Origin of the sequence: Beggiatoa alba B18LD (assembly GCF_000245015.1) — a bacterium.
Lineage (GTDB): Bacteria > Pseudomonadota > Gammaproteobacteria > Beggiatoales > Beggiatoaceae > Beggiatoa > Beggiatoa alba.
The window spans coordinates 2264939-2291931 of record NZ_JH600070.1 but is presented as its reverse complement, the minus strand read 5'-3'; the positions used below and the strand labels follow the sequence as shown (position 1 = coordinate 2291931).

At 40.9% G+C, this 26993-nt stretch carries 25 protein-coding genes; 5 read left to right on the top strand and 20 right to left on the bottom strand.

Going from position 1 to position 26993, the window contains the following annotated elements; all coding sequences use genetic code 11:
- Positions 1–87 precede the first annotated feature (87 nt).
- On the bottom strand, positions 88–1923 hold the full coding sequence (gene glmS, locus BEGALDRAFT_RS09360; protein WP_002686004.1) for a glutamine--fructose-6-phosphate transaminase (isomerizing): 1836 nt from the start codon (positions 1921–1923) through the stop codon (positions 88–90).
- 177 nt (positions 1924–2100) lie between these two features.
- Here glmS and BEGALDRAFT_RS09355 point away from each other — a divergent pair, with 177 nt between their 5' ends.
- Positions 2101–2673: a class I SAM-dependent methyltransferase gene (locus tag BEGALDRAFT_RS09355; protein ID WP_002686003.1), complete on the top strand. Its 573-nt coding sequence runs from the start codon at positions 2101–2103 to the stop codon at positions 2671–2673.
- A 14-nt stretch (positions 2674–2687) separates the two neighbouring features.
- On the opposite strand, the gene BEGALDRAFT_RS09350 is transcribed toward BEGALDRAFT_RS09355, so the two are convergent.
- A complete protein-coding gene (locus BEGALDRAFT_RS09350) occupies positions 2688–3113 on the bottom strand; it encodes an acyl-CoA thioesterase (RefSeq protein ID WP_002686002.1) in 426 nt (141 codons plus the stop codon).
- Between the two features lie 239 nt (positions 3114–3352).
- Between BEGALDRAFT_RS09350 and aat the strand changes: the two genes are divergently transcribed.
- Positions 3353–4087: a leucyl/phenylalanyl-tRNA--protein transferase gene (gene aat / locus BEGALDRAFT_RS09345; RefSeq protein WP_002686001.1), complete on the top strand. Its 735-nt coding sequence runs from the start codon at positions 3353–3355 to the stop codon at positions 4085–4087.
- A gap of 5 nt (positions 4088–4092) precedes the next feature.
- Positions 4093–4803 (top strand): arginyltransferase, encoded by a 711-nt coding sequence (locus BEGALDRAFT_RS09340; protein ID WP_232281978.1) that lies wholly within the window; start codon positions 4093–4095, stop codon positions 4801–4803.
- A 39-nt stretch (positions 4804–4842) separates the two neighbouring features.
- Here the strand turns inward: BEGALDRAFT_RS09340 and BEGALDRAFT_RS18775 are convergent, their stop codons facing one another.
- The 17 genes from BEGALDRAFT_RS18775 to pdxA all read right to left on the bottom strand — a co-directional run bounded on the left by BEGALDRAFT_RS18775 (position 4843) and on the right by pdxA (position 22213).
- The gene (locus BEGALDRAFT_RS18775) at positions 4843–5250 is read right to left on the bottom strand and encodes a ComEA family DNA-binding protein (protein WP_002685999.1); all 408 of its coding nucleotides are present in this window, start codon (positions 5248–5250) and stop codon (positions 4843–4845) included.
- Positions 5251–5462: 212 nt separating this feature from the next.
- Positions 5463–6908: an NADH-quinone oxidoreductase subunit NuoN gene (gene nuoN / locus BEGALDRAFT_RS09330; RefSeq protein ID WP_002685994.1), complete on the bottom strand. Its 1446-nt coding sequence runs from the start codon at positions 6906–6908 to the stop codon at positions 5463–5465.
- Positions 6909–6973: 65 nt separating this feature from the next.
- On the bottom strand, positions 6974–8584 hold the full coding sequence (locus BEGALDRAFT_RS09325) for a complex I subunit 4 family protein (RefSeq protein WP_002685993.1): 1611 nt from the start codon (positions 8582–8584) through the stop codon (positions 6974–6976).
- 15 nt (positions 8585–8599) lie between these two features.
- A complete protein-coding gene (gene nuoL, locus BEGALDRAFT_RS09320; RefSeq protein WP_002685992.1) occupies positions 8600–10564 on the bottom strand; it encodes an NADH-quinone oxidoreductase subunit L in 1965 nt (654 codons plus the stop codon).
- A gap of 1 nt (position 10565) precedes the next feature.
- Positions 10566–10871 carry an NADH-quinone oxidoreductase subunit NuoK gene (nuoK, locus tag BEGALDRAFT_RS09315; protein ID WP_002685991.1) on the bottom strand — a complete coding sequence of 102 codons (306 nt, stop codon included), beginning with the start codon at positions 10869–10871 and terminating at the stop codon, positions 10566–10568.
- A gap of 5 nt (positions 10872–10876) precedes the next feature.
- Entirely contained in the window at positions 10877–11476 is a 600-nt protein-coding gene (locus BEGALDRAFT_RS09310) for an NADH-quinone oxidoreductase subunit J (RefSeq protein WP_002685990.1), read from the bottom strand.
- Between the two features lie 40 nt (positions 11477–11516).
- On the bottom strand, positions 11517–12206 hold the full coding sequence (locus BEGALDRAFT_RS09305) for a toxin-antitoxin system YwqK family antitoxin (RefSeq protein ID WP_002685988.1): 690 nt from the start codon (positions 12204–12206) through the stop codon (positions 11517–11519).
- 38 nt (positions 12207–12244) lie between these two features.
- Positions 12245–12733 carry an NADH-quinone oxidoreductase subunit NuoI gene (nuoI, locus tag BEGALDRAFT_RS09300; RefSeq protein ID WP_002685986.1) on the bottom strand — a complete coding sequence of 163 codons (489 nt, stop codon included), beginning with the start codon at positions 12731–12733 and terminating at the stop codon, positions 12245–12247.
- Positions 12734–12747: 14 nt separating this feature from the next.
- Positions 12748–13770, bottom strand: a complete 1023-nt coding sequence (gene nuoH, locus BEGALDRAFT_RS09295) for an NADH-quinone oxidoreductase subunit NuoH (RefSeq protein WP_002685985.1) — start codon at positions 13768–13770, stop codon at positions 12748–12750.
- A gap of 89 nt (positions 13771–13859) precedes the next feature.
- On the bottom strand, positions 13860–16244 hold the full coding sequence (nuoG, locus tag BEGALDRAFT_RS09290) for an NADH-quinone oxidoreductase subunit NuoG (RefSeq protein WP_002685983.1): 2385 nt from the start codon (positions 16242–16244) through the stop codon (positions 13860–13862).
- A 67-nt stretch (positions 16245–16311) separates the two neighbouring features.
- Entirely contained in the window at positions 16312–17601 is a 1290-nt protein-coding gene (gene nuoF, locus BEGALDRAFT_RS09285; RefSeq protein ID WP_002685981.1) for an NADH-quinone oxidoreductase subunit NuoF, read from the bottom strand.
- A gap of 5 nt (positions 17602–17606) precedes the next feature.
- Entirely contained in the window at positions 17607–18152 is a 546-nt protein-coding gene (nuoE, locus tag BEGALDRAFT_RS09280; RefSeq protein WP_002685980.1) for an NADH-quinone oxidoreductase subunit NuoE, read from the bottom strand.
- Between the two features lie 36 nt (positions 18153–18188).
- Complete coding sequence (locus tag BEGALDRAFT_RS09275; protein ID WP_002685978.1) at positions 18189–19442, bottom strand: NADH-quinone oxidoreductase subunit D; 1254 nt, start codon at positions 19440–19442, stop codon at positions 18189–18191.
- A gap of 85 nt (positions 19443–19527) precedes the next feature.
- Positions 19528–20193, bottom strand: coding sequence for an NADH-quinone oxidoreductase subunit C (locus BEGALDRAFT_RS09270; protein WP_002685976.1), 666 nt, complete (start codon positions 20191–20193; stop codon positions 19528–19530).
- Between the two features lie 20 nt (positions 20194–20213).
- A complete protein-coding gene (locus BEGALDRAFT_RS09265) occupies positions 20214–20699 on the bottom strand; it encodes a NuoB/complex I 20 kDa subunit family protein (protein WP_002685968.1) in 486 nt (161 codons plus the stop codon).
- Complete coding sequence (locus tag BEGALDRAFT_RS09260; RefSeq protein ID WP_002685967.1) at positions 20690–21046, bottom strand: NADH-quinone oxidoreductase subunit A; 357 nt, start codon at positions 21044–21046, stop codon at positions 20690–20692. The genes BEGALDRAFT_RS09265 and BEGALDRAFT_RS09260 overlap by 10 nt, the downstream gene beginning before the upstream one ends.
- Positions 21047–21223: 177 nt before the next feature.
- Positions 21224–22213, bottom strand: coding sequence for a 4-hydroxythreonine-4-phosphate dehydrogenase PdxA (pdxA, locus tag BEGALDRAFT_RS09255; RefSeq protein ID WP_002685964.1), 990 nt, complete (start codon positions 22211–22213; stop codon positions 21224–21226).
- A gap of 208 nt (positions 22214–22421) precedes the next feature.
- Between pdxA and BEGALDRAFT_RS18195 the strand changes: the two genes are divergently transcribed.
- Positions 22422–24500 (top strand): putative bifunctional diguanylate cyclase/phosphodiesterase, encoded by a 2079-nt coding sequence (locus BEGALDRAFT_RS18195; RefSeq protein WP_002685962.1) that lies wholly within the window; start codon positions 22422–22424, stop codon positions 24498–24500.
- 37 nt (positions 24501–24537) lie between these two features.
- Complete coding sequence (locus BEGALDRAFT_RS09245) at positions 24538–25716, top strand: MFS transporter (protein WP_002685960.1); 1179 nt, start codon at positions 24538–24540, stop codon at positions 25714–25716.
- A gap of 266 nt (positions 25717–25982) precedes the next feature.
- Here the strand turns inward: BEGALDRAFT_RS09245 and BEGALDRAFT_RS09240 are convergent, their stop codons facing one another.
- Complete coding sequence (locus tag BEGALDRAFT_RS09240) at positions 25983–26957, bottom strand: quinone oxidoreductase family protein (RefSeq protein ID WP_002685958.1); 975 nt, start codon at positions 26955–26957, stop codon at positions 25983–25985.
- Positions 26958–26993 lie beyond the last annotated feature (36 nt).

Sequence of the window (26993 nt, the reverse complement as noted above, 5' to 3'; positions counted from 1 at the left end):
TAATATAAATTGTGTTTTTCTCAAATTAAAGTAAAGCATTTCATATTTAATTTTGAAAGCCTTATTTTAAACAGGCACTTACCGTTTTTATTCCACCGTCACCGATTTCGCTAAGTTTCGCGGTTTATCTACGTCCGTGCCACGAATCAGCGCGACATGATAGGCTAATAGTTGTAATGGAATGGTGTAGGCAATCGGGGAAATATATTCGTTAATTTCTCCCAATTCAATGATTTTTACAAAGTCAGAGCCTTGCATAATGGCGCGATGATTAGCAAAAATAAAGAGTTGCCCACCACGTGCATGAACTTCTTCTAAGTTAGATTTCAATTTCTCTTGAAGTGTATCATTCGGTGCAACGGCAACTACGGGCATATCCGCGTCGACCAGTGCTAGTGGACCATGTTTTAACTCACCAGCAGGATAGGCTTCAGCGTGAATATAAGAAATTTCTTTCAGCTTTAACGCCCCCTCCATTGCAATGGGATAATGTACTCCCCGCCCTAAAAAAAGCGTGTGATGCTTATCTGCAAACTCTTCTGCAATTTGTTTAATCTCCTGATTCAACTCTAATAACTTTTGTAATTGATCAGGCAGTGAGCGCATCGCCCGCACAATCACTTTTTCTAATTCTGAAATTGTGCCATTTCGTCTCCCTAAGACCACAGTCAGCATCAGTAAACAAAGTAATTGCGTGGTAAAGGCTTTTGTAGAGGCAACGCCAATTTCAGGACCTGCACGAGTCATCAAGACCATATCTGCTGCACGGGCTAATGCACTTTCAGGCACATTGCAAATGGCTAAACTAGGGCCAAAACCTAAGCGTTTTGCTTCGTGTAAAGCGGCGAGTGTATCCGCAGTTTCTCCTGATTGAGAAATACAGACAACCAGTGCATTGGGATTGGGTAAGGGTTGACGGTAGCGAAATTCACTGGCGACTTCAACACTACAGGGCAATTTTGCAAGGGATTCAATCCAATAGCGTGCAACTAATCCTGCATGGTAACTAGTCCCACAAGCAATAATTTGTACTGCATAAATTTCATCTAATAAATGATGAGCATTTGCACCAAATGCCGCTTCTAATATTTGGTCATTGTGAATACGACCTTCTAAGGTTTCTGCTAATGCGTGCGGTTGTTCAAAAATCTCTTTCAGCATGTAGTGACGAAATTCGCCCCGTTCGACTGCATCCGCACGTAATTGACTGATGTGAATAGGACGCTCGCAAACTTTACCCGCCAAATTGGTAATACTTAACTGGTCGCGTTGTAAATCGACAACGTCACCATCTTCTAAGTAAATAATCCGTTGTGTCACTGGGATTAAAGCGGCAACATCGGAAGCAATAAAGTATTCACCAATTCCTACCCCAACAACCAGCGGGCAACCTTGGCGCGTCGCATAAACATGACCTGAAGCAAGTGGGCTAATCATGGCTAGAGCATAATTGCCTTCTAGGCGTTTTAGCGTTAAACGAAAGGCTTGGAGTACGTCATGCCCTTGTGTGGTGTAATAATGGATGAGATGGACAACGACTTCTGTATCTGTTTCAGAATGAAAGACATATCCTTGTTCTTGTAAAAAAGAACGCAACGTTTGATGATTTTCAATAATGCCATTGTGTACAACAGCAATAGTATCTTGAGAAATATGCGGATGTGCATTTTTTTCAGTGGGTTTACCATGGGTTGCCCAACGTGTATGCGCAATACCTGTGGGTGAATATAATGATTTTTGTTGCAATACGCTTTCTAAGGCATTTACCTTACCGACTACACGGCGACAGGCAAGCCCTTGTGTTTGATAGTCAATGATTGCAACGCCTGCGGAATCATAACCGCGATATTCAAGGCGTTTTAACCCTTCTAATAAAATAGGAACAACATCACGTTCTGCAACTGCGCCAATAATACCGCACATACCAATTAATCCTTCATGTTAAACAGGCTTATTAAATAGGCTTCACAGGTCAATATTAATCGCTTTTGGAAGCAAAATTTAGTCATCTTAACGAATTTTGTCGCCTAAGACTTGTACCTTACCCATTTTTTTCAGTAAGGTATCTATCTATCTCTACTTTTCTCGATGGATTGATTTATGACCAGTGCAAGCGAATGGAATAGCCGTTATTTGGCGGCATCACCTCAAATTTTACAGCCCTGTGACTTATTACAACATAATGCACATTTGCTACCCAGTACAGGCATAGCGTTAGAGCTTGCGTCGGGTTTGGGAGCGAATGCTTTATTTTTAGCCCAACATGGCTTAATCACCCATGCATGGGATCATTCTGAAGTCGCTCTGCAAAAACTGGCAGAACGTGCGCAAGAGCAACAATGCCCTATTCATACAAGCGTGCGTGATGTTGTTCTCAACCCGCCACCCGCAGAGAGTTTTGATGTCATTGTTGTTGCTCACTTTCTGACACGCTCAATTGCAAAAGCATTAATGGATGCATTAAAACCACAGGGGTTATTGTTTTATCAAACTTTTACCCGTACTTGTGTCAGTGAAACAGGGCCAAAATGTGATGAATATCGTTTAGCAGATAATGAATTACTGCAACTCTTTCAAGCATTAAAACTGGTTTTTTATCGTGAAGAAGCCCGTATTGGTAATCTACAACAAGGATTTCGTGATAAAGCACAATTAATTGCGCAAAGAGTATAAGTAATATTAATTCGTTAGCTGACTTTTTTGAGAAAACTATCAGGTAAGTTCACCACTTTACGGCTGATATAGTCAAAGAAAACAACGCCCGTTTTTGCACGGGCAATTTCTTTTTGTGTTTGTTGACTACTGAGTTTAAAAAGAAAATCACAACCATATTTATTAAAATCGCAACAAACCACTTCAGCAATTAATATATCACCATGAAATGCTTCTGCTTTATAAATAATTGCGGTATCTGTCATGATAAGACCTAAGCCATTAATATCCAATTCAGAGGCATAGCCCAAGTGTTTTAAATAGCGCAAACGGCTTTCATGGATAAACGATAAAATCGCATCATTTCCCACATGCCCTCCATAATTGATATGCCCAATTAAAATGGGTATTTCTGTGGTAAACGCAAATTGTTCGGGTAAATCGAGTGTGAGTCTAGCCATGCTTTAAGCTTACCTATTGACAAATGCAGGTTATATTTTATAAGGTCAATTCAGACAATGAATTAACGTACTATGATGTAAAGTAAAGTCAATATTTGGCACAAAAAATATCTAATTATTGATACATTGGAAGAATAGTAAAGAAGAAATATACTACTTATAAATAAGCTCTTTGATTAAATTGACTAAAATAGCAAGATAGCTATTGAACTTTTCCTGCATTTACTGTTTAGAACATTATGCGCCGCCCTTATTGGATTCCTCAACATGCAAGCCCTTTCGACTTCCCTAACATTGACAGTGCGTTAGCTCATCCTGATGGCTTATTAGCAATTGGTGGTGATTTAAGTCTAAGTCGTCTTATCATTGCTTATCGTCGTGGTATTTTTCCTTGGTATAGTGAAGACCAACCTATTTTATGGTGGTCTCCCAGTCAACGAATGGTACTTTATCCTGACGCGCTAAAAATCTCCCGAAGTTTAAAGAAAACGATTCGTAAGCAAATTTTTACCATTACTTTAGACCAAAATTTTCGCCAAGTCATGCAAGCCTGTGCAGAGCCACGAGTGCATCAAAAAGGCACATGGATAACTGCCGATATGATAGATGCTTATTGTCGCTTGCATGAATATGAATTCGCACATTCAGTGGAAGCGTGGCATGATGGACAACTGGTAGGGGGGTTGTATGGGGTTGCAATGGGAAAAATATTTTTTGGAGAATCGATGTTTTGTCGAATGACTGATGCCTCTAAAGTTGCATTCACACACTTAGTTTTGCAATTGCAACGATGGGGCTTCAAATTAATCGATTGTCAAGTTTATACCAATCATTTAAATAGCTTAGGTGCACAAGAAATTCCTAGAAAACAATTTCGTCTGCTATTAGAGCATTTATCTGAAATGCCATCTTATACAGGTAGTTGGAAATTTGATGAGGATTTAATTCAAACAGCATTTATTTTGGAAACATAGGTGGTATGATGAATTTTCGCACTCAATTTAATTTATATGCCACCCCACCTCACGAGTGTAGTTATCTTTCTGGCAGACAAGCAACCACTATTTTTATTGACCCTCATTTCCCGAAAGACAAAGCCTTATACAGTACCTTATCACAACATGGCTTTCGTCGTAGTGGTGAACATTTATACCGTCCGCATTGTCACAGTTGTGATGCCTGTGTTCCTGTACGAATTCCTGTTTGTTTTTTTGAGCCAAACCGCACACAACAACGAATTTGGCGTAAAAATCAAGATTTAGTAGTTAAAGCAGTAGCGGGTGGTTTTCGTGAAGAACATTTTCAATTATATAGTCGCTATTTAGCCGCTCGACATGCTGGTGGTGGCATGGACAATCCAACTCGTCATAGTTATATGCAATTCCTAACTAGCAGTTGGGCAGAAACGATTTTTTATGAATTTTACTTACAAGATGAATTAATTATTGTTGCAGTTGTTGATCATTTTGAACAAGGGCTTTCTGCGGTTTATACATTTTTTAACCCTGACTATCCAAAACGGAGTTTGGGTGTTTATGCGGTTTTATGGGAAATTGAAGAATGTAAACGATTGAGAAAAGAGGCTTTATATTTGGGATATTGGATTAAAAATTGCCAAAAAATGAGTTATAAAGTGAATTACCAACCTTTAGAATATTATCGACATGGTTTGTGGCAACCAAAACCCTAGAAATTAAAAAGCCTTCTTATCGAAGGCTTTTTTGTGTGCTTAATTTTGATGAGTTGTGTCTGATGCAGGCGTTGCTGGCGGTGTGGTTTCAACAACTTTTTCTGCTTCTAGTCCTGCTTCTTTACTGGCTTTCACAGGTTGTGAGGCAATCAACTTATCACGGTTATTCAAAAACAACTTTTCACCGATTCCAGGTACATGTTTTAATTCTTCAATGGATTTAAACAAGCCATTTTCAGCACGATATTTAATAATAGCCGCCGCTTTTTTAGGGCCGATGCCGATGAGTTCTTCGTCTAACACAGCTTCGGTTGCAGTATTAATATCAACTTTTGAGATAGTCGCAGCCGTTGCAACTGCCTCAGTTGATTGTGTTTCCGTTGCGGAAATAGGTGATGCAGATAATATAAACAAACCCAATACGCCTACCAACATTTTTTTTAACATTGTTATAACGCTCCTAATTACTTAACATATTGGTTATGATGATTTTTCCAAGTGTTTTTTTGTAAAAACCTTAGAAAAACAGAGTATAACAAATTTATTCTTGTTTACAAGTGCCTATCGTCTTTTTTTGTTTTTCATAGGCATAAAAAAAGCTGATTTACTATTCAAAGTAAATCAGCTTTAATTTTTTAAGATTTTATAAATAGTTACAGTTAAACACCCATTGCACTAAAGCAGAAGTTTAAAAGAACTTGAGGAACTAGCCCTAATAATAGGATAAATAAGCCATTAGTGCTGAGTGCGACTTGCATATCAGTTTGTGGTGTAATTGATGTTGTATCTTCAGGTTTATCAAAATACATCAGTTTTATAATACGTAAGTAGTAGAAAGCACCAATCACTGAGAAGATAACCGCAAAAATTGCTAGCCAGATGTAACCCGCTTGAATCACTTCTGCTAATACAACCCACTTTGCCCAGAATCCTAATAAAGGTGGAATGCCTGCCATAGATAACATTAGGATTAACATAATGAAAGCGAACCAGCCATTGCGTTCATTAAGACCTTTTAAATCTTCTAACCGCTCCGCATCAAAACCAACACGGCTTAATAATAAGAGAATGCCGAAGCTACCCAATGACATTAAGGTATAAACGATGGTGTAAAACATGGCAGCACCATAGCCTTTAGCAGAGCCAGCAATCACACCTAACATTAAAAAACCAACATGGGAAATCGTAGAGTAGGCTAACATCCGCTTAATATTGCTTTGAGCAATTGCCACAATATTCCCTAACCCCATAGACAGGAATGATAGCAATACTAACATGCCCTGCCAGTGGCTTTGTAAACTGCCTAAGCCTTCAACTAACAGACGGATTAAAATCGCAAACGCTGCAATTTTAGGTGCGGAGCTAATAAATAGTGTTACGGCCGTGGGCGCGCCTTGATAAACATCAGGTACCCACATATGGAAGGGAACAGCCCCTAATTTGAATGCTAAACCAATAACAATGAAGACTAAACCATACACCAGCATGGTTTTATTAGCCGTATTTGCATTAATGGCTTGTGCAATTACATTTAAGTCTAATGAACTCGTTACGCCATAAAGCATAGACATGCCATATAGCAGCATGCCTGAAGCAATTGCCCCTAAAACAAAATATTTCATTGCAGCTTCAGTTGCTTGATGGGAATCCCGTTGCATTGCAACCATGCCATATAAGGATAAAGATAATAATTCTAATCCTAAATAAACTAATAATAGGCTATGGGCAGAGACCATAACGAGCATGCCTAATGTTGCAAATAAACCTAAAACGAAAAACTCACCTCTTAGCAAGCCCCTATCACGTAAATAATCGCGTGAGTAAATAAACGCGAAAAATACTATGGTTAAAATGAATAACTTGAGAATAGCAGCCATCGCGTCATTTACATACAAGCCACTCATTACGACCATTCGACTGTCAGGATAAGTCGCAATCACCATTAATGCAGCCCCTATCAATGTTCCTTGGGTTAATTGATAGGTAAGATTCCGCAACTGTTCAGGCAAGTAAACATCTACCAACAGTACCACACATGCCAGTGTCAATAATAAAATTTCTGGCATCAAATATCCTAGCTCTGCGGCTACAAACTCAAAACTCATGTTCATTTTCCTTGAAATAAACAACGGTTAGGCATGTTCTGATTGAAAGAACATGCCTAAACCGCTTACATCAATTTGGATTGCGAGATATGTTCTAACAAGTGTTGTACTGAAACTTGCATCACGTCTAACAAAGGAGCGGGATAAATACCAAAGAATAAAACTGTCACAGCAAGAATTGCTAAGATAGTTGTTTCTCTTGCATTAAGATCATGCAACGTTGCAACGCCTGTAGGCGCAAGTTGCTCAGATTCAGCACGCCGTCTGCGACGATTAGAGAATTGCTCTAAGTGGTCTAAGTTGTAGTTATGCACCTTTCCAAAAATAACCCGTTTTACCATCCATAAGGTGTAAGCAGCCCCTAAAATCAGGGTTGTTGCTGCTAAAAAGGCAATCCAGAAGTTTGCTTTGAACGCGCTCAGAATAACTAAAAACTCACCCACGAAACCAGAAGTACCTGGTAATCCCGCATTACTCATTGCAAAGAACACAGAGAACATCGCAAATAGTGGCATTGTGTTAGCGACCCCACCATAATCATGAATCATCCGACTATGTAAACGGTCATATAACACACCAACACACAGGAACATCGCGCCAGAAATGAAACCATGGGAAATCATTTGCACCATCGCGCCTTGAATGCCCATTGCAGCACCAGCAGTTGCAGCCTCTGGCGGAATTTGCGTATTGGCTAAAATACGAAATACCATGAAGAAACCCAATGTTACAAATCCCATATGAGAAATAGAAGAGTAAGCAATGAGTTTTTTCATGTCTTTTTGCACAAGTGCAACAAAGCCAATATAAACAACTGCAACTAGTGATAAAAATATCATGAACCAATCTAAATCTTTACTGGCATCGGGCACAATAGGTAAGGTGAACCGTAAGAAACCATATGCACCTAATTTCAACATGATAGCAGCTAGAATGACAGAGCCACCTGTTGGTGCTTCCACGTGTGCATCAGGCAACCATGTGTGTACAGGCCACATCGGTACTTTCACCGCAAATGCCATAAAGAAAGCAAAGAAAATTAAAACTTGTGCTTGAAAGCTAATTTTTAATTGGTGGTAATCTAAAATGTAGAAACTGTCTGATTGTGAGTAGAGATATAACAACGCAACCAGCATGAAGACAGAGCCCAAGAAGGTATAGAGGAAAAACTTAATCGTTGCATAAATACGATTAACTCCCCCCCATATCCCAATGATGATAAACATGGGCACTAACATCGCTTCAAACATAACATAAAAGAGAATTGCATCTAATGACGCAAACACACCAATCATGACACCTTCCATTATCAGGAAAGATGCCATGTATTGAGCTGATTTATATTGAATAACTTCCCAACCTGCTAATACAACAAGAACGGTTGTAAAGGTCGTTAATATAATCAGAGGCATAGATATACCATCAACACCTAAATGATAATAGATGTTAAATGAAGGAATCCATGCCAATCTTTCACTGAACTGCATAGCAGGGGTTGTGCTATCAAAACCAAAGAAAAGTGGTAATGACAACACAAAAGTGACGATGGAAATTGCCAATGCCACGGGTTTTGCTGTGGTGCCACTATTGTCCTGACGACCCACTGCTAACACCCAAAAACCACCAAGAATAGGCAGCCAAATTAATAAACTGAGTAAAGGTAAGTCAGCAAACATCCTGTTTTCCTTAAATTAAGCAGTACCGTAAAGGACAAACACACTAAGTAAGACAGCAAGCCCGATAATCATGGCAAACGCATAATGATATAACAGCCCCGTTTGTACATGTCGGATTGTACCTGATAGCCAAGCAACCACTTTTGCTGACCCATTGACGATATAACCATCAATTGTTTTTACGTCACCAAATCGCCATAACCATGTTCCAACGTGTCGCGCACCGCCCGCAAAGAACCATTCATTAAATTGGTCAAATCCATATTTATTGAGTAGCACTTTTTGAATCTTTTGCACAACAGATAGTTGCGTAATACGTGTGACGAGTTGAGGATGAATCAGATAAAGATAAGCCGCTGTAAATAATCCGCCCATTGCCAACCAGAAAGGTGGCATCATCATCCCATGCTTAATAAAGGCTAAAACGCCATGATATTCTTCTGCTTCAAAAACACGATGTGTTTCCTCAACAAAAATCGCGCCTTCAAAGAACTTGCTATATAACATTGGTTCTACAAACAATGCACCTATGATAATAGAAGGTATTGCCAGTAATATCAGCGGAAGGGTAACAACAGCGGGGGTTTCATGCAGATGTTCACGTGTATGTTCATCAATACGCTCTTTTCCATGGAAAACGAGAAAAAACATACGGAAACTATACAAAGCGGTGATAAAGACACCAATTAAGACAGAGAAATACGCAAAACCTGCCCCAGTACGTCCCATTTCACTTGCATGATGTGCGGCTTCAATAATGGCATCCTTAGAGAAGAAACCAGCAAACCCAGGAAAACCAATCAATGCTAACGAACCAATTAATGAAGTGATATAAGTAATCGGCATGTATTTATATAAACCGCCCATCTTACGAATATCTTGCTCATGGTGCATGGCAATAATGACAGAACCCGCTGCTAAGAATAATAAAGCTTTAAAAAAAGCATGGGTCATTAAGTGGAAAATGCCTGCTGCATACGCAGATGCCCCTAATGCAACTGTCATATATCCCAATTGAGACAGCGTAGAATAAGCAACTACACGCTTAATATCATTTTGTACTAGCCCTAAGAATCCCATGAAGAGAGCAGTAATAGAACCAATCACTAATACAAAACTTAATGCTGTTTCACTCAACTCAAACAGCGGTGACATTCTGGAAACCATGAAAATACCCGCTGTCACCATTGTTGCCGCATGAATTAATGCAGAAATGGGGGTAGGACCTTCCATAGAGTCTGGCAGCCACACATGTAACGGAACTTGTGCAGATTTACCCATCGCCCCAATAAATAACAAAATACAAATGACCGTCATTAATGACCAATCCCAACTTGGAATAATTTGTATTGTTGTGTCTTTAAATGTTTCTGTTTGTGCGAAGACTTCAGCGTAGTTAAGGCTATTGAAGTACATCAATACGGCCGCGATGCCTAATAAAAAGCCGAAATCACCAACACGATTTACTAAAAAAGCTTTTAAATTTGCATAGATTGCGGTGTCACGTTGAAACCAGAAGCCAATGAGGAGATAAGATACCAAACCAACAGCTTCCCAACCAAAGAAGAGCTGTAGGAAGTTATTTGACATAACCAACATCAACATGGAAAAGGTAAACAACGAAATGTAACTAAAGAATCGTTGATAACCAGCATCATCAGCCATATAACCGATGGTATAGATATGTACCATTAAAGAGACAAAGGTCACTACAACCATCATGGTAGCGGTTAAGGTATCAACTAAAAAGCCAACCTCAAAACGAATACCACCTGAGACTAACCAAGTGTATAAGGTTTGATTAAAAGGCTCATTTCCATCAATAGCGATGTACTTAAAGGTAAATATGGAGAGAATACAGGCGATTGCAACGCCAAGAATGGTCACCGTATGTGCGGTACGACGGCTAACGGAAAACAATCCCGCAGTAATCGCACCTACCAAAGGTGCCAGCACAATAGTCAGGTAAATTGTTTGCATATCAACCCTTCATGCTGTCTAAGTCTTCAACGTTAATCGTATTCTTATTACGGAATAAGACGACTAGGATAGCTAATCCAATAGCAGATTCAGCAGCAGCAACAGTGAGGATGAAAAATACAAAAATCTGTCCTGTGATATCTGCATTAAAATAGGAAAAAGCGATAAAGTTCATATTGACTGCGAGTAACATCAGCTCAATGCACATTAATAAAATAATGACATTCTTTCGATTAAGAAAAATACCGGCTACACTCAGACAAAATAAAACCGCTCCTAAAATTAGGAAGTCAGAAAGAACAAGCATGGGAATTAGTCCTTCTTTTCGGCTGGCATCTTAACAAGGCGAATACGGTCTGCACGGCGAACATGAATCTGCTTTTCAGGTGTCAGATACTTTGTGCGACGGGAAGAACGCATAGTCAAGGTAATTGCGGCAATAATAGCAACTAACAAAATCACTGCTGCAATTTCAAATGGATAAACGTAAGTCGTGTAAAGCACTTGAGCAATTGCTTCAGTATTCGATTTACCATCGATCATCATACCAATGGGTTCAACCGCATGACCTTTTGCATTCCACAAGACTAAAACCATTTGGATAAGAATCAGCGCACTCACAAATGCACCAATAGGCAAGTAGCGTGTAAATCCTTCTCTTAAGACTGTGATATTAATGTCTAACATCATCACAACGAAAAGGAACAACACCATGACCGCACCAACATAAACCAGTACTAAAGCAATTGCGAGAAATTCTGCATGCAATAGCAACCAAATAGCGGCCGATGAGAAAAATGCCAGCACCAAAAACATAGCAGCATGAACAGGGTTACGAACACTAATCACACGGCTAGCGGCAAACACCAAAACGAGGGAGAAAAGATAAAAAAGAAGTTTTTCAGATATCATATAGTACTCTATGCTGTTTTTGTTTGAACCAAATGACTCATTACCAAAGTCTGAAACCTGTCACACGTTGGCGTTTTACAAGGCGATCATCCTCATAGTACCGCTCGGCAACTAACTTACCGCTTTTATCGTACTCTTCCGTAATCCCATTGAGCTTGCCATTTTCAAAATGGTGCTTCATCCATAATTCACCGCTACGATAATAAATAAGGGCAGAGATAGGCTCACCATCCAAAAACTCCCAATCTCCCTGCAACTTACCGTTATTATGATAACCTTTAGCGTTACCATGACGTTTATCATTTCGATAATTACGAACAGCCTTTAACTGCCCATTTTGGTAATACTCAGTTTCCTGCCCATTCAACTTATTATTAAGCAGTGTTCGCTCACGCAATTTCTCACCAGTTTGATAAAACTGAATTTGAGTTTCTTGCCGATTACCATCTACTATCTTGATTTCACGTTCTAGTTTGCCGTCTTTAAGAAATTCTTTAGAAGAAATCAACTTGCCATCTTTATAATTGAATTCCCCTTTTTTCTCCCCTGTCTCATAAAACTCACGTACTAAACCGTGAAATTTACCGCTCAGATAAGAATATTCAAAATGTAAAGCCCCATTTTCATAATATTCTTTTTCTGGTAGCCCTGCTGGCAGGGTAGGTTCTGAATACGCTACTGGTGCAATTCCCAATAATAAAGGAAAAAGTAGAACTTTCATAAACCGCATAAGTATTTCTCCTTATTGAGCTAAGGAGAAGCAAAGTATTAACGATAACGTGAATCCTTAGCACGATCAGCGGCTAACTGCTTCTCCATTCTATCGCCAACAGCCAGTAATTTTTCCTTGGTCATTAATAAATCACCACGTTGTTCACCGTGATATTCAAAAATACGTGTTTCAACAATGGAGTCAACTGGACAGGATTCTTCACAAAAACCGCAGAAAATACACTTTGTTAAGTCAATATCATAGCGTGTTGTACGTCGTGTGCCATCTTCACGCACAGCAGAATCAATCGTGATAGCAACTGCAGGACAGACAGCTTCACATAGTTTACAAGCGATACAACGCTCTTCGCCATTAGGATAACGCCGTAACGCATGTAAGCCACGGAAACGATGTGATAAAGGGGTTTTTTCATCAGGATACTGAACGGTAATCTTTCTATCAAACAGGTAACGCCCTGTTAACTGCATCCCTTTTACTAATTCCCACAAGAAAAGGCTTTTTAAGTAATTCAATGCTCTGTTCATAATCTAGTAAACCTTTATGCAAACCAAGGTGGCAATTTAGCAACCACAGCAACCCCAATAACAACAATCCAAACAATTGTAATAGGGATAAAGACTTTCCAACCTAAACGCATAATTTGGTCATAACGATAACGGGGGAATGTTGCACGGAACCATAAAAATAGGAATAAGAACAGAGATACTTTTAAGGCAAACCAAATAAAGCCATGTTGTGCTAAGAAAGTACCATCAAATGCGGAGATGCCTTGGAAAGGAGATAACCAGCCACCGAGGAACATGAGTGCGGCAAGGGCAGACACTAGAATCATATTGGCATATTCTGCAAGGAAGAATACCGCGAATAACATCCCTGAATATTCCACATGGAAACCTGCGACAATTTCAGATTCCCCTTCAGCAACGTCAAAGGGAGCACGGTTTGTCTCTGCAACTGCAGAAATGAAATAAATAATAAACAGCGGGAATAAGGGCAACCAATACCAGTGAAGGATACTACCAGATTGTTTTAAGACAATTTGACTAAGGTTTAGGCTATGTGCTGCCATCAACACGCCCACTAAAGCAAACCCCATTGCAATTTCATACGCAACAATTTGTGCAGCAGAGCGCATTGCCCCTAAAAATGCGTATTTAGAGTTAGATGCCCAACCCGCAATAATTACTCCATAAACCCCAAGTGATGTCATTGCAAGGATGTATAACAGTCCTGCGTTAATATCAGTCAGAACTAATCCTTCTGCAAATGGAATAACCGCCCATGCAGCAAGTGCAGGCGCGATAGAGAGAACAGGTGCAGATAAGAAGAGAAAGCGATTTGCATTAGAAGGAATAATAATTTCCTTAAACATTAACTTAATCGCGTCCGCTAAAGGCTGTCCAACCCCTCTCAAACCTAACAAATTAACACGGTTAGGGCCTATGCGAATTTGAATATAACCGATGACTTTACGCTCTGCGAGCGTTAAGTAAGCCACACATCCCATCAAAGGCAAGACAATGGCAACAATCTTAATGATGTAATAGAGTGTTTCAAGCATGGGGAAGTCCGTATTTACTGAAAACTGTAGGGTTATTCGTTAAGTAAGGCAGTAAGGATAAGGTTTTTATCCTTACTCCACTTCATGACCTATGCAACACTGAGTTTTAAACGACCATGCCATGAACCTAACACAGCCGTTGTTTCCTGTCCTGCATAAATCAGGGCGCAATCATCAGGAACACGTTCATCAATCACAATCGCTAATTGAAGCGTTGCATCACCTTGTTTAACTTTAACTTGTGCTGCTTTACCTAATCCTTGCTTATTAAGGGTCAGGGTATTTAAATGAATACCTTGTGTTGTTTTTGCATCTGTCGTGTTTTGTAGTGCATCAGCACGTCTGACTAAAGCATCCACTGCATATAGCGGTAATTCAGTAATGCGTTGTAACTCGCCATTGATTTGGCTGGTAGGCAAGGCAGTTGGTAAGCGAATACTGTTTGTTGTAACCGCATTTGCTCTGTCTCCAACTTGTTGTTTTAATTCATCACGTACTTCTTCTGAAGAAACATAGTCGAATCCTGCCAAATTAAAGAGATTGCCAAGCACACGCAGTATTTTCCATGCGGGGCGAATTTCTCCTGTAGGCTTCACTGCACCTGTAAAGCTTTGCCATTTTCCTTCAGTATTCACAAACGTACCTGACGTTTCTGCAAACAAGCTCATTGGCAGTACAACATGGGCATAGCTTTCTATTGCAGGCGTACAGTAAGCGGTGATAGAGACAACAAAATCAGCTTGTTTTAGGGTTTGAAGTGTTGCTGTTCCCCAAATACTGTCTAGTTCAGGTTCAACACCTAATAAGACATAACCTTTTACACCGTTGTCGGTTAATAACGCCTGTGCATCTAGCCCTGCTGTTTTTAGAGATTCACCCGCAGCACCACGATGTGGTAAAACGCCTGCTAAGTATGCGCCCACCGTATTAGCTGATTCAGCCAAATAACCTAATTTACTATTGCTTAATTGAGCAATCGCATTGGCTAATGCGTTGATAATCGCATATTGAGGATGACTGGTTGCTAATGCACCTAATAATAAAGTACTTCGCTCACCCGCTGATAGGTAGGTCGCAATTTGTTGTTGTGTCGTGTCAGGATTTATTGAAGCTACAAGAGATTCAATACCTGTAGGCACAGTTGCTGGCTGTTTCAATAATAATGCTTTTGCAATCCCTGCTAAATGAATAACCAGTTGTTCAGGGGAACTAATTAACTCTGCGGCAACAGGATAATTGAATTCATAGCGAACAGGGTTTACAAACATCACCTTGCCCCCCCGTAAACTTGCCTTACGTAAACGGTGGTTTAATAAAGGTTGTTCTTTACGAATATGTGAACCAATTACTAAAACGGCATTTGATGCTTCTAAATCGCTAATTGATTGACCTAATGAAGGGTATAACGGCGCAAATTCTTGCTGGCTGAAATCTGTTTGCCGTAATCGATGGTCAATATTATTACTGCCAATCCCACGCATTAGTTTTTGTAATAAATATAATTCTTCTAATGTTGCGGTGGCACTTGCTAATGCACCAATTGCTTTACTTTGATGGGTTTTAATGACTTTTTTCAAGCCATCAACAGCAACACTTAATGCCGTTTCCCAATCAGTTTCATGCCATTGTCCGTCCTTCTTAATCATTGGAACAGTTAAACGGTCAGCGGCTTTTAAAGCGGTATAGCTGTAACGGTCACGGTCAGATAACCAGACTTCATTAATCGCTTCATTTTCTTTGGGAACTAAGCGCATCACTTCGCCACGACGGACATGTAAATGTACATGTGAGCCAATTCCATCATGTGGCGCAATCCCATCATATTGCTGCATTTCCCACGCGCGGGCAGAGAAACGGAACACTTTATTTGTTAGCGCGCCAACGGGACAGAGGTCAACAATATTGCCTGATAATTCAGAATTTACTGTTTTTGCAACATAAGTCCCAATCTTAGTATGTTCGCCACGACCTGTTGCCCCTAATTCTGTTGTTCCCGCGATTTCTTCGCTAAAACGCACACAACGAGTACAGTGAATGCAACGGGTCATTTCTGTCGCAACAAGAGGACCTAGGTTCTTATCGGCAACAACTCGCTTACCTTCTTGGTAGTTAGACGCATCACCGCCATAACCGATGGCAATATCTTGCAACTCGCATTCACCGCCTTGGTCACAGATAGGACAGTCGAGCGGGTGGTTGATGAGTAGAAACTCCATCACCGCTTTTTGTGCTAACAGGGCTTTCGTTGAACGGGTATAAACCTTCATCCCGTCCATGACAGGTGTCGCACAGGCAGGCATGGGCTTCGGGGCTTTTTCCACTTCAACGAGGCACATACGGCAGTTAGCGGCTACCGACAGCTTTTTGTGATAGCAAAAACGTGGAATATCGATCCCATTTGCATCTGTGACTTTAATCAACATCGTGCCGGGTTCTGCTTCGTAAGTCTTGCCGTCTATTTCAATGGTTGCCATTCTTCAATCACCAAATAGTAGGGTAATACGCTTATTATACTAACGTTATCATGCTTAAAATCAGGGATTAAGCGGCCTGAGCACGCTTTGCATCCAGCATGGAATGACCGTGTTCAATGTAGTATTGAAATTCTTCAGGAAATTCACGGACAAAACTTAATACTGGCATAGAAGCCGCGTCACCTAAGGCGCAAATTGTTCTACCCATGATTTTATTTGCAATATTGCTTAATAATTCTAAATCTTCGGGCTTACCTTGTCCTATACGAATACGATGGACAACACGGTGTAACCAGCCTGTCCCTTCACGACAGGGCGTACATTGTCCACAAGATTCTTCATAGTAGAAGTAAGAAATACGGTCTAATACACGCACCATGTCAGTGGTTTCATCCATGACAATGACAGCACCAGAACCTAACATAGAACCTGCTTTCGCAATGGAATCATAGTCCATAGTGAGTTGCATCATCACATCGCCTTTTAAGACGGGAACAGATGAACCCCCAGGGATAACCGCTTTTAATTGGTGTCCTGTACGGATACCGCCAGCCATTGCTAATAATTCAGAGAAGGGTGTGCCCATGGGAATTTCATAATTTCCTGGTTTATTCACATGCCCAGAAATGGCAAAAATTTTAGAACCACCATTATTTGGCTTACCTAAGCCTAAGAACCAATCCGCCCCTTTTCTTAAAATTGTAGGGACAGAGGCAAATGTTTCTGTGTTGTTAATGGTGGTTGGTTTGCCGAATAAACCATAACTAGCAGGAAATGGGGGTTTATAACGAGGTTGACCTTTTTTTCCTTCAATGGACTCTAACAGGGCAGTTTCTTCACCGCAAATATAAGCCCCTGCGCCGTGGTGAGTATAAAGGTCAACATCAACACCAGAACCTAAAATATTTTTGCCTAACAACCCTGCATCATAGGCTTCTTGTAAAGCGGCTTCAAAACGCTCAATAGATTCGCGGAATTCACCGCGCATGTAGTTGTAGGCGACCGTTGCACCGATGGTATAAGCGGCAATTGCCATACCTTCAATAACCGCATGAGGGTTATAACGCAATATATCGCGGTCTTTAAAAGTGCCTGGTTCACCTTCGTCAGAATTGCAAACCAGATATTTTTGAATATCAGGACTTTTTGGCATGAAGCTCCATTTTAATCCTGTGGAGAACCCTGCACCACCACGTCCACGCAGACCAGATGCTTTTACTTGATCAATAATTTGTTGTGGCGGTGTTTTTTCTTGGAGAATCTTACGCCAAACGCTGTAGCCTTCGACACTTTCATAAACAGGGAGTGTCCAAGACTTTTCTAAATGAATATGCTGGAAACAGACTTCATTTGCCATAATCGTTACTCCAGACTCGCTAGAATTTCATCTACTTTGGCAGGGGTTAAGTTTTCATAGTATTTATTGCCAATTTGCATCATTGGCGCACCACCACAAGCAGCGAGGCATTCGACTTCTTTTAAACTGAATTTGCCGTCAGCTGTCACCTCACCAAAACCGACACCTAATTTATGTTGCAAATGCTCAACGATTTCATCAGAACCGCACAACATACAGGAAACATTTGTACAAACACAAATTTTATAACGCCCAACAGGTTTGTGTTCATACATAGAATAGAAGGTTGCCACTTCATAAACGGCAATGGGTTCCATGCCTAAGTAATCGGCAATCGCATCCATTAGTTCTGTAGTAAGCCAACCCCCATTTGCATCTTGCACAAGAGTGAGTGCAGGCATTACGGCGGAGCGTTTCCAATCGCTGGGATATTTTGCAATCCAACGGTCAATTTGCGCTTTAATATCAGCTGACAGTAATTTGTCTGCCATTCCTTTATGCGGTTTGCTGATGTAAGTAAGAGGAGTCGTAGAAACTGTTTGTTCTGCCATCGGATTTGTTTCCAAGTCTTATTAAAGGTGCAATGTTTAACGGTCAATTTCACCAAAAACAATATCTATCGTACCGATAATTGCCACCACGTCGGCTAACATGTGTCCTTTAGACAATTCGTCCATTGCGGCGAGATGTGGGAAACCAGGTGCACGAATTTTTAAACGGTAAGGTTTATTTGAACCATCCGACACTAAGTAAATGCCAAACTCGCCTTTAGGATGTTCGACCGCAGAGTAAACTTCTCCTGCTGGCACGCTGTAGCCTTCTGTGAACAGTTTGAAATGATGAATTAAGGATTCCATATCCCCTTTCATCGTTTCTCGGCGTGGCGAGGTTACTTTATTGTCATCCACCATCACAGGACCGGGATTTTTACGTAACCAATCAATACACTGTTTAATGATGTGATTAGACTGGCGCATCTCTTCGATACGGACTAAGTAACGGTCATAACAATCGCCATTGACACCCACAGGAATATCAAAATCGAGACGGTCATAAACTTCGTAAGGTTGTTTTTTACGTAAGTCCCATTCAATCCCTGAACCTCGCAATAAAACCCCAGAAAAGCCTAATTGTAACGCGCGTTCTGGTGTAACCACACCAATGCCGACAGTCCGTTGTTTCCAAATACGATTCTCTGTTAACAGGGTTTCATACTCATCAACGTAAGCGGGAAAACGTTCTGTGAAGGCTTCGATAAAGTCTAATAATGAGCCACGACGATGCGCATTTAACCGATCAACTTCTTTAGGATTATGCCATTTAGAAACTTCATAAGGTGCCATCACGTCGGGTAAATCGCGGTAAACACCACCAGGACGATAATAAGCAGCGTGCATCCGCGCCCCAGAAACTGCTTCGTAACAGTCCATTAAGTCTTCACGTTCACGGAAAGCGTACAAGAAGACGGTCATCGCGCCGATGTCTAATGCGTGCGCACCTAACCACATAAGGTGGTTTAGAATACGGGTAATTTCATCGAACATGACGCGGATGTATTTGGCGCGAATAGGCGGTTCAATCCCAAGCATCCGCTCAATTGCCATCACATAAGCGTGTTCATTACACATCATGGAAACGTAATCTAAACGATCCATGTAGGGGACAGATTGGTTAAACGGCTTGTTTTCTGCCAATTTTTCAGTGGCACGGTGCAACAAGCCAATGTGTGGGTCAGCACGCTCAATTACTTCGCCATCTAACTCCAAGACTAAACGCAACACCCCATGTGCGGCGGGGTGCTGGGGTCCAAAATTCATGGTGTAGTTACGAATTTCAGGCATTTTGTACTTCCTTAGTCAATAGCTCGTTGCTTTGCCTTGACGGGTGCAAACAGAAAACACGAGATTACGTGTAAAATTCAGTGAATTAATCTACATAACGGTTGTCGTGACGAATGACTTTCGGCACAAGCACGCGATTCTCAATCGTAACAGGCTGGTAAATAACCCGTTTTTTCTCTGGATCATAACGCATTTCGACATAACCATTTAAGGGGAAATCTTTGCGGAATGGATGCCCAATAAAGCCATAATCGGTAAGAATGCGTCGTAAATCGGGATGTCCTTCAAAGAGGATACCATACATATCAAAGGCTTCACGTTCGTACCAATTGGCTACATTCCAAATGTCAATAACGGAAGGAATTCGTGGTGGTTCGCCGTCGGTAAATACTCGTAAACGTAAGCGTTGATTATGTTGAATAGAAAGCAGGTGGTAAACCACCGCATAACGACGTTGAGTGGCTTCGGTGTTTTCTTGATAGATAGCTGTGCTTACACCACGACTAAATCCTGTCCCTGTCACACGGGATGAAGGTTCCCAATCGGCAATCCCATAATTCAGGTAGTCTATCCCGCAAAGGTCAATCAGGATTGAAAAACCAAAGTCGTCACGTAAACATTGGCAAGTGCTGAGAAGTTGACTGCTACTTACTTCAATAGTGATTTCGTCTAGCTTAATACAGGATTGTTGGAGCGTTACGCCAAAGTGTTGCTGTAAACGTGTCAGTAGTATTTCTTGTGCGTTAGACATAGAGAATAAGACCCTTCGGTTTAACTGGCACGTGCAATAGTATTCGTGCGACGGATTTTATTTTGGAGTTGGAGAATGCCGTATAGAAGGGCTTCTGCAGTCGGCGGGCAACCAGGAACATAAATATCAACAGGCACAATACGGTCACAACCACGAACAACTGAATAGGAATAGTGGTAGTAGCCACCCCCATTCGCACAGGAACCCATGGAAATAACCCAGCGAGGTTCAGGCATTTGGTCGTAAACTTTACGTAAAGCAGGTGCCATTTTATTAACGAGTGTCCCTGCAACAATCATCACGTCTGATTGACGTGGGCTAGGGCGGAAGACGATACCAAAGCGGTCTAGGTCGTAACGTGACGCGCCTGCTTGCATCATTTCAACGGCACAACAGGCAAGACCGAAAGTCATCGGCCATAAAGAGCCAGTTCGTCCCCAATTGATGAGTTTATCAGCCGTTGTTGTGACGATACCCTCTTCTAAAACACCTTCAATTATTCCCATTCCAAAGCCCCTTTCTTCCACTCATAGATAAAGCCAACAACCAAGATACCTAAGAATATCATCATGGCAGTAAAACCAAACCAACCCAGTTGATCGGAGACTATCGCCCATGGAAAGAGAAACGCAATTTCTAAGTCGAAAATAATAAAGAGAATGGCAACGAGGTAGTAACGTACATCGAATTTCATCCGTGCATCTTCAAATGCTTCGAAACCGCATTCGTAGGGAGAATTCTTTTCTTGATCAGGTTTATGCGCTCCCATTAGGAAACCGATACCAATAGGCGCGATGCCGACTACAAGGCCAATTATGATAAATAAAAGTATAGGAAAATAAGCTTCCAACATGACTTGGTATTACCCTCTTGGTTGCCCACTAGGAGAATGGAATGCGTATTTTAAGCTGAAATACGCAGAAAGCATATAGTAATTTTATCATTCAGATTAAAAAAAACGGCTAAAAAAACCAACAAAAATAATCAGGTTTACTAACGTAACGTTTATTAAGTTAATTTTAGAATTATTCTAATATTGTGCGTTAATCATCTTTATTGCCATTTTCACTGCACTTAATAAGCTATCTGCTTGTGCTTTGCCTGTGCCTGCTAAGGTTAATGCTGTGCCATGATCAACAGAAGTCCGAATAATGGGTAATCCCAACGTAATATTAACCGCATCTCCAAAACTTTGTTGTTTTAACACAGGTAATCCTTGATCATGATACATGGTTAAAACGACATCTACACTTTGTAACATCTGTTCCGTAAAAGCCGTATCTGCGGGGACTGGTCCTGTGAGTTGCATTCCCTGTTTTCGGAGCATTTCTAAAACGGGAATAATCGTTGTAATTTCTTCTTGCCCTAAATAACCACCTTCGCCTGCATGTGGATTTAGCCCACAGACAAGAATGTGCGGGGTTTTGCGTCCAAAACGTGTTTGTAAGTCTTTATGTAAGATTTGGATAACATTAGTTAATTTTTCCTGTGTGATGGCAGCACTTACTTGAGTTAAAGGTAAATGTGTTGTAACAAGTGCAACGGCAAGATGTGTTGATCTCAACATCATCACTACTTCAGCTGTGCCCGTTTGTTCTGCAAAAAATTCAGTATGTCCGCTAAAAGGGATTCCAGCCTTATTAATAACACCTTTATGAACAGGGGCTGTCACCAGCGCATCAAATTGATTTTCCATACATCCTTGACAAGCCTGTTGGAGCATGGTCAGTACATAGTGTGCATTACGGGGGTCTAGCACGCCTGTTTGACAGGGAACAGCTAGGGATAACGGTTTAATTTTTAAAACCCCTGCCTGTTGTGGACTAGACTGATGTCTTTCTTGTACATCAAAGCGAAGTGTCATCCCCAATTGTTGTGCACGTTCATTGGCTAATTGCGGGTCGGTAAATGCTACGATATGCGCGGGTAAAGACAGTTGTGCTAGTGCTAGGCTAATATCGATACCGATACCAGCAGGTTCACCAGTTGTTAATGCAATACGGGGTAGTTGAGAGGACATCACAATTTTATACCTTGATAATTTATTATCACTTAACACAAATGAGTCATTGCATCGATAGGGCAAATATAGTAACCGTACCATAAAGTGATTTAAATCTAGGACTAGCAGTTCTGTGAGGACTGCCAGTCCTCCATGTCGTTTTATAATACGTTTGCTATAGAATGACTCACTCACCTATCAATCACATGTATAGAAAAGGCTTTCCGTGCGAATTCTGCTTATAGAAAAAGATGGTCAAGATTATTTAAAACTTCGCCAATTAGTCGATGAACAACAGGATGATCCTGTAACGATGGAATGGGCACCCAATCATGAAAATGCGATACGATTAATTAAAAAAAATAACTATGGTATTTTTCTAATCGCTTTTTATGATGAAAGTCAACAAAGTTTTATAGATTGGTTATATGAATACACAACTGCCCCTATCATTTTTCTGATTAAATCTTGGTTTCCTAAAGCAGCACCACGTTTAGATTCGCTACGAACCGAATATATTAATAAAGCTCATATCAGTTGGGCACTCATCAAGCAAATGGTGCATCATTTTGAAACCTTGCACCAATTTCAGGAAACAGGAAATAAATTTCTTTCTGCTTTTATGCAAGCCTCAACCCCACTGTGTTTGCTCAATTCAGTGGGGACTATTATTGAAATTAATGATAATGCACTAACTTTTCTAGGTTTATCTCATGAGGAAGTTGTTAGCACACCCGCATGGGATATTCCATGGAATAAACTCACCGATAAATTACGCCGCCGTTTTCATATCGCCATTCGCATTGCCCGCCGCGCTAAAACCGCAAAATATGAAATCAATATTAAAGGAAGAACGAATAAAGCAACGACCCTAGAAGTAGCCGTGACTCCAATTGTGAATTCACAAAGCGAGGTGATTTGGATATTAGTAGAAGCCCATGATTTAAGTGCTTACAAACTTGCTGAACAACAATTACTACAGGCAAGCCAATCCGACCAACTCACAGGACTCCCCAACCGACACTTTTTTCTTGAATCATTAGAACGGGCAATGCTCAATGTACAAAATAATAAAAATTATAGAATTGCCGTTTTATACATTGATTTAGATAGGTTTAGAGTTGTCAACGAAAGTCTAGGCCCCGACATGGGCGACTGGCTGATTATGGAAATCGCACTACGCCTACAAAACTGCTTACCATCTAATGGACTACTTGCACGCTCGGGCGGTGACGAATTCATGATACTGCTGGACGAACTTTCTAATTTAACCGATGCCATTCGTCTTGCACGTACCATTAACAATGAAGTCGCTCAAGCCTTTTTACTAGACGGCTACGAAGTCCAAACTTCTGCCAGCATTGGCATTGCTTACAGCACCTATCATCAATCTAGCAATGACTTATTACGCGATGCTGACATTGCCATGTATCGGGCAAAAGCGGGCGGAAAATCCTGTTATAGCGTGTTCAATAGTAATATGCACGCTGAAGCCATGTCGCGCTTACAAATTGAAGCAGAACTCAATCGCGGGATAGAACAAAACAATTTTGTACTGGTATATCAACCTCAAATTGACTTACAAAATAAAGCATTATTAGGGGTAGAAGCCCTAGTCCGCTTTTATCACCCTAAATATGGACTGATGTCCCCATTAAAATTTATTCCTATCTTAGAAGACACAGGCATCATCATTAAAATTGGAGAATGGATTTTACAAACAGCGTTAAAACAACTGAAAAAGTGGCAAGACGAAGGCTTATCCATTAAACATGTCGCTGTTAATCTCTCAGCAACCCAATTTCGCAATAAACATCTACTCGAATCAGTGAAAGAAGCCTTAACCATGTCAGGAGTAGCCGCTGAATATTTAGAACTAGAACTCACTGAAAGTTTACTGCTTGAGGATACCGAATCTGCTGTAAGAACCCTTAAACAATTTAAAGATATGGGAATTCGTGTGACCATTGACGACTTTGGAACGGGTTACTCATCCCTCAGTTATTTACGTCGCTTCCCTGTTGATAGTCTTAAGATTGATAAATCTTTCATAAAAGGCGTTGTTTCTGAACCTGAAGATATCGCCATTACGGTTGCAACTATCGACATGGCACATGCCTTAGGCTTAAATGTGATTGCTGAAGGGGTAGAAAACGAGGAACAACGCGATTTTCTCCGCGACCATGGTTGTGACTGTGCACAAGGCTACTTTTACTCCCCCCCTATCAATCACGAAGACTTTTCCAAATGGGCAACCACCTACCGAGAAACCCTGAACCCAACAGGGACAATTAACACGCCCTAGCCTTCATTCACCAACTTATTTAGATAGTTAATGCGTTATGCTCTACTGGCGACTTTCCAGTTTTTACCTCATTTACTTTACCAGTCTTGGCGTGCTATTACCTTACTGGGGGTTATATTTACACTCACTGGGTTTTGATGCGCAAACCATTGGACAACTTGTTGCGATTCCAATGGCGACAAAAATTATTGCGCCCACTTTATGGAGCTGGATAGCGGATCGAACAGGCGAACATGTCCGTCTTATCCGCTTAGGTTCTATTGGCGCATTATTCTGTTTTTTAGGGGTTTTCTATGTAGAACATTTTCTTGCCTTTGTGACCGTGATGATAGGCTTTAGCTTTTTTTGGAACGCCTGCATTCCACAAATGGAAGTGACAACACTTGCCCATCTTGGCGAAAAAAAACACCAATACACCCGTATTCGTCTATGGGGGTCTATCGGATTTATTATTACTGTTACTACAACGGGATATTTACTTGATAAATATGGTGTATATTTAGTACCTTATTTACTCGCCAGCACATTTGCACTGATTTTTATCGCCAGCTTTACCGTTCCTGCTCCCCCTGAGCACACGCTCGCCAACACCACCGCAACAACGCATAAAGCTGACAGCGTTATTTTTTGGCAACTTTTAAAACGCCGTCCTGTAATTGTGTTAATCATTGCTTTTTTTCTCATGCAAGCCAGCCATACCCCTTACTACACCTTTTTCACATTACATTTAGAAGAGAATCACTATAGCCGTGAAATTATTGGCTATTTATGGGCATTAAGTGTGGCTGCAGAGGTAATAGTTTTCTGGGGTATGCATCATCTACTGCGACATTTTCAGTTAAAAACGCTCTTAATTCTCTGTTTTGCATTAGCAGCAATACGCTGGTTAGTCGTTGGTTATTATGCAGAACTGATGATAGTGATTGTCTTTTCGCAACTTTTACATGCGGCTAGCTTTGGACTCTATCACGGTGTTGCTGTGCAATTTATGCATCATTACTTTATAGGCAACACCAGTAGTCGAGGACAAGCACTATACAGTGGTTTAGGATATGGAGCAGGTGGCGCGATGGGCACATGGTTGAGTGGTTATAGTTGGTCATTCTTGGGGGCGCAAATCAGTTTTACCCTTGCAGCATTGTTGTGTATTATTGCAATGATATTATGTGCTTGGGGATTAGAAGAGATTAAAACGGGTAAAAATAAGCTAACCTGAGTTCTACGAGTTTATTTTAAAAAGACAACAGCTTGTCTGAATCAGGATTTTCAGGATTAGCAGGATTTAAAACCCTCAAACCAAGAAATTAATGCGAATCACGCTTTTTAATTCTGCTAATTCTGAAAATTCTGTGAATTCTGATTCAGACAAAAAAAGACCTGCTAGGATTTGAAAAGCTAGCAACTTGAGTTCGGCGAGTTTTATAAAACAAAACAGAGACCTGCTAGGTTTTTAAAACCTAGCAGGTCTTTTTTGCCTAAATTTTAAGGTAATAACACGGTTGACCCTGTCGTTTGCCGAGATTCTAAAGCCTCATGCGCTTTAGCCGCATCTTTTAACGCAAAAGTTTGATTGACATCAATCTTGACTGCCCCTGACGCAACGACGGAGAATAAATCTGTCGCACAAGTCAAAAATTGTTGGCGGGTAGCGGTATAACTCATTAAAGTAGGACGGGTTAAGAATAATGAACCTTTCGCGCTGAGTATGCCAATATCTAAGGGGGGGACAACGCCAGATGATTGCCCAAAACTGACTAACATGCCTAACGGTTGCAAACAATCTAAGGATTGCATAAAGGTATCATTGCCCACCGAATCATAAACGACGGCTACGCCTTTCCCATCGGTTAATGCTTTTACCCGTTCAACGAAATTTTCTTTCGTGTAAATAATCGTATGGTCGCAACCATGCGCTTTGGCTAATTCCGCTTTTTCCGCACTACTAACAGTACCGATAACCGTCGCACCGAGCTTTTTCGCCCACTGACAAGCAATTAATCCCACACCGCCCGCAATTGCGTGAAATAAAATTGTATCGCCTGCTTTTACAGGGTAGGTTTGACGTAATAAATACTGTGCAGTCATGCCTTTAAGCATCATTGCCGCAGCAACAGAATCACTCACACCTTGCGGAATTTTAACGACTCGTTCCGCATCAATCAGACGGGTTTCGGCATACGCGCCAAGGCTAACCCCATAAGCAACACGGTCGCCAACCGCTAAATCTGTAACGGCAGAGCCAACCGCTTCAACAATACCCGCCGCTTCCATTCCAGGGATAAAAGGATAGTTTGCTGCTTTATAAAGCCCTGTTCGGAAGTAAACGTCGATGTAGTTCAGCCCTATTGCCGTGTGACGAATGCGCACTTGTTGCGGAGCAGGCTCGCCAACGTTGACAGCTTCCCAACGTAATACATCGATGCCACCCGTTTGATGAATTTGTATTGCATGACTCATGAGTATTGACTCTCTACAATCAAGGAAAAGGTCATT

Coding starts and splice junctions, on each gene's coding strand:
- BEGALDRAFT_RS09265 (WP_002685968.1), bottom strand. CDS start 20,699: ATGGGAATAATTGAAGGTGTTTTAGAAGAGGGTATCGTCACAACAACG.
- nuoN (WP_002685994.1), bottom strand. CDS start 6,908: ATGAGTTTTGAGTTTGTAGCCGCAGAGCTAGGATATTTGATGCCAGAA.
- BEGALDRAFT_RS09310 (WP_002685990.1), bottom strand. CDS start 11,476: ATGATATCTGAAAAACTTCTTTTTTATCTTTTCTCCCTCGTTTTGGTG.
- nuoG (WP_002685983.1), bottom strand. CDS start 16,244: ATGGCAACCATTGAAATAGACGGCAAGACTTACGAAGCAGAACCCGGC.
- glmS (WP_002686004.1), bottom strand. CDS start 1,923: ATGTGCGGTATTATTGGCGCAGTTGCAGAACGTGATGTTGTTCCTATT.
- pdxA (WP_002685964.1), bottom strand. CDS start 22,213: ATGTCCTCTCAACTACCCCGTATTGCATTAACAACTGGTGAACCTGCT.
- BEGALDRAFT_RS09240 (WP_002685958.1), bottom strand. CDS start 26,957: ATGAGTCATGCAATACAAATTCATCAAACGGGTGGCATCGATGTATTA.
- BEGALDRAFT_RS09245 (WP_002685960.1), top strand. CDS start 24,538: ATGCTCTACTGGCGACTTTCCAGTTTTTACCTCATTTACTTTACCAGT.
- nuoK (WP_002685991.1), bottom strand. CDS start 10,871: ATGCTTGTTCTTTCTGACTTCCTAATTTTAGGAGCGGTTTTATTTTGT.
- nuoL (WP_002685992.1), bottom strand. CDS start 10,564: ATGCAAACAATTTACCTGACTATTGTGCTGGCACCTTTGGTAGGTGCG.
- BEGALDRAFT_RS09275 (WP_002685978.1), bottom strand. CDS start 19,442: ATGCCTGAAATTCGTAACTACACCATGAATTTTGGACCCCAGCACCCC.
- BEGALDRAFT_RS09260 (WP_002685967.1), bottom strand. CDS start 21,046: ATGTTGGAAGCTTATTTTCCTATACTTTTATTTATCATAATTGGCCTT.
- aat (WP_002686001.1), top strand. CDS start 3,353: ATGCGCCGCCCTTATTGGATTCCTCAACATGCAAGCCCTTTCGACTTC.
- nuoH (WP_002685985.1), bottom strand. CDS start 13,770: ATGCTTGAAACACTCTATTACATCATTAAGATTGTTGCCATTGTCTTG.
- BEGALDRAFT_RS09325 (WP_002685993.1), bottom strand. CDS start 8,584: ATGTTTGCTGACTTACCTTTACTCAGTTTATTAATTTGGCTGCCTATT.
- BEGALDRAFT_RS09355 (WP_002686003.1), top strand. CDS start 2,101: ATGACCAGTGCAAGCGAATGGAATAGCCGTTATTTGGCGGCATCACCT.
- BEGALDRAFT_RS09350 (WP_002686002.1), bottom strand. CDS start 3,113: ATGGCTAGACTCACACTCGATTTACCCGAACAATTTGCGTTTACCACA.
- nuoF (WP_002685981.1), bottom strand. CDS start 17,601: ATGGCAAATGAAGTCTGTTTCCAGCATATTCATTTAGAAAAGTCTTGG.
- BEGALDRAFT_RS09270 (WP_002685976.1), bottom strand. CDS start 20,193: ATGTCTAACGCACAAGAAATACTACTGACACGTTTACAGCAACACTTT.
- BEGALDRAFT_RS09340 (WP_232281978.1), top strand. CDS start 4,093: ATGATGAATTTTCGCACTCAATTTAATTTATATGCCACCCCACCTCAC.
- BEGALDRAFT_RS18775 (WP_002685999.1), bottom strand. CDS start 5,250: ATGTTAAAAAAAATGTTGGTAGGCGTATTGGGTTTGTTTATATTATCT.
- BEGALDRAFT_RS09305 (WP_002685988.1), bottom strand. CDS start 12,206: ATGCGGTTTATGAAAGTTCTACTTTTTCCTTTATTATTGGGAATTGCA.
- nuoE (WP_002685980.1), bottom strand. CDS start 18,152: ATGGCAGAACAAACAGTTTCTACGACTCCTCTTACTTACATCAGCAAA.
- nuoI (WP_002685986.1), bottom strand. CDS start 12,733: ATGAACAGAGCATTGAATTACTTAAAAAGCCTTTTCTTGTGGGAATTA.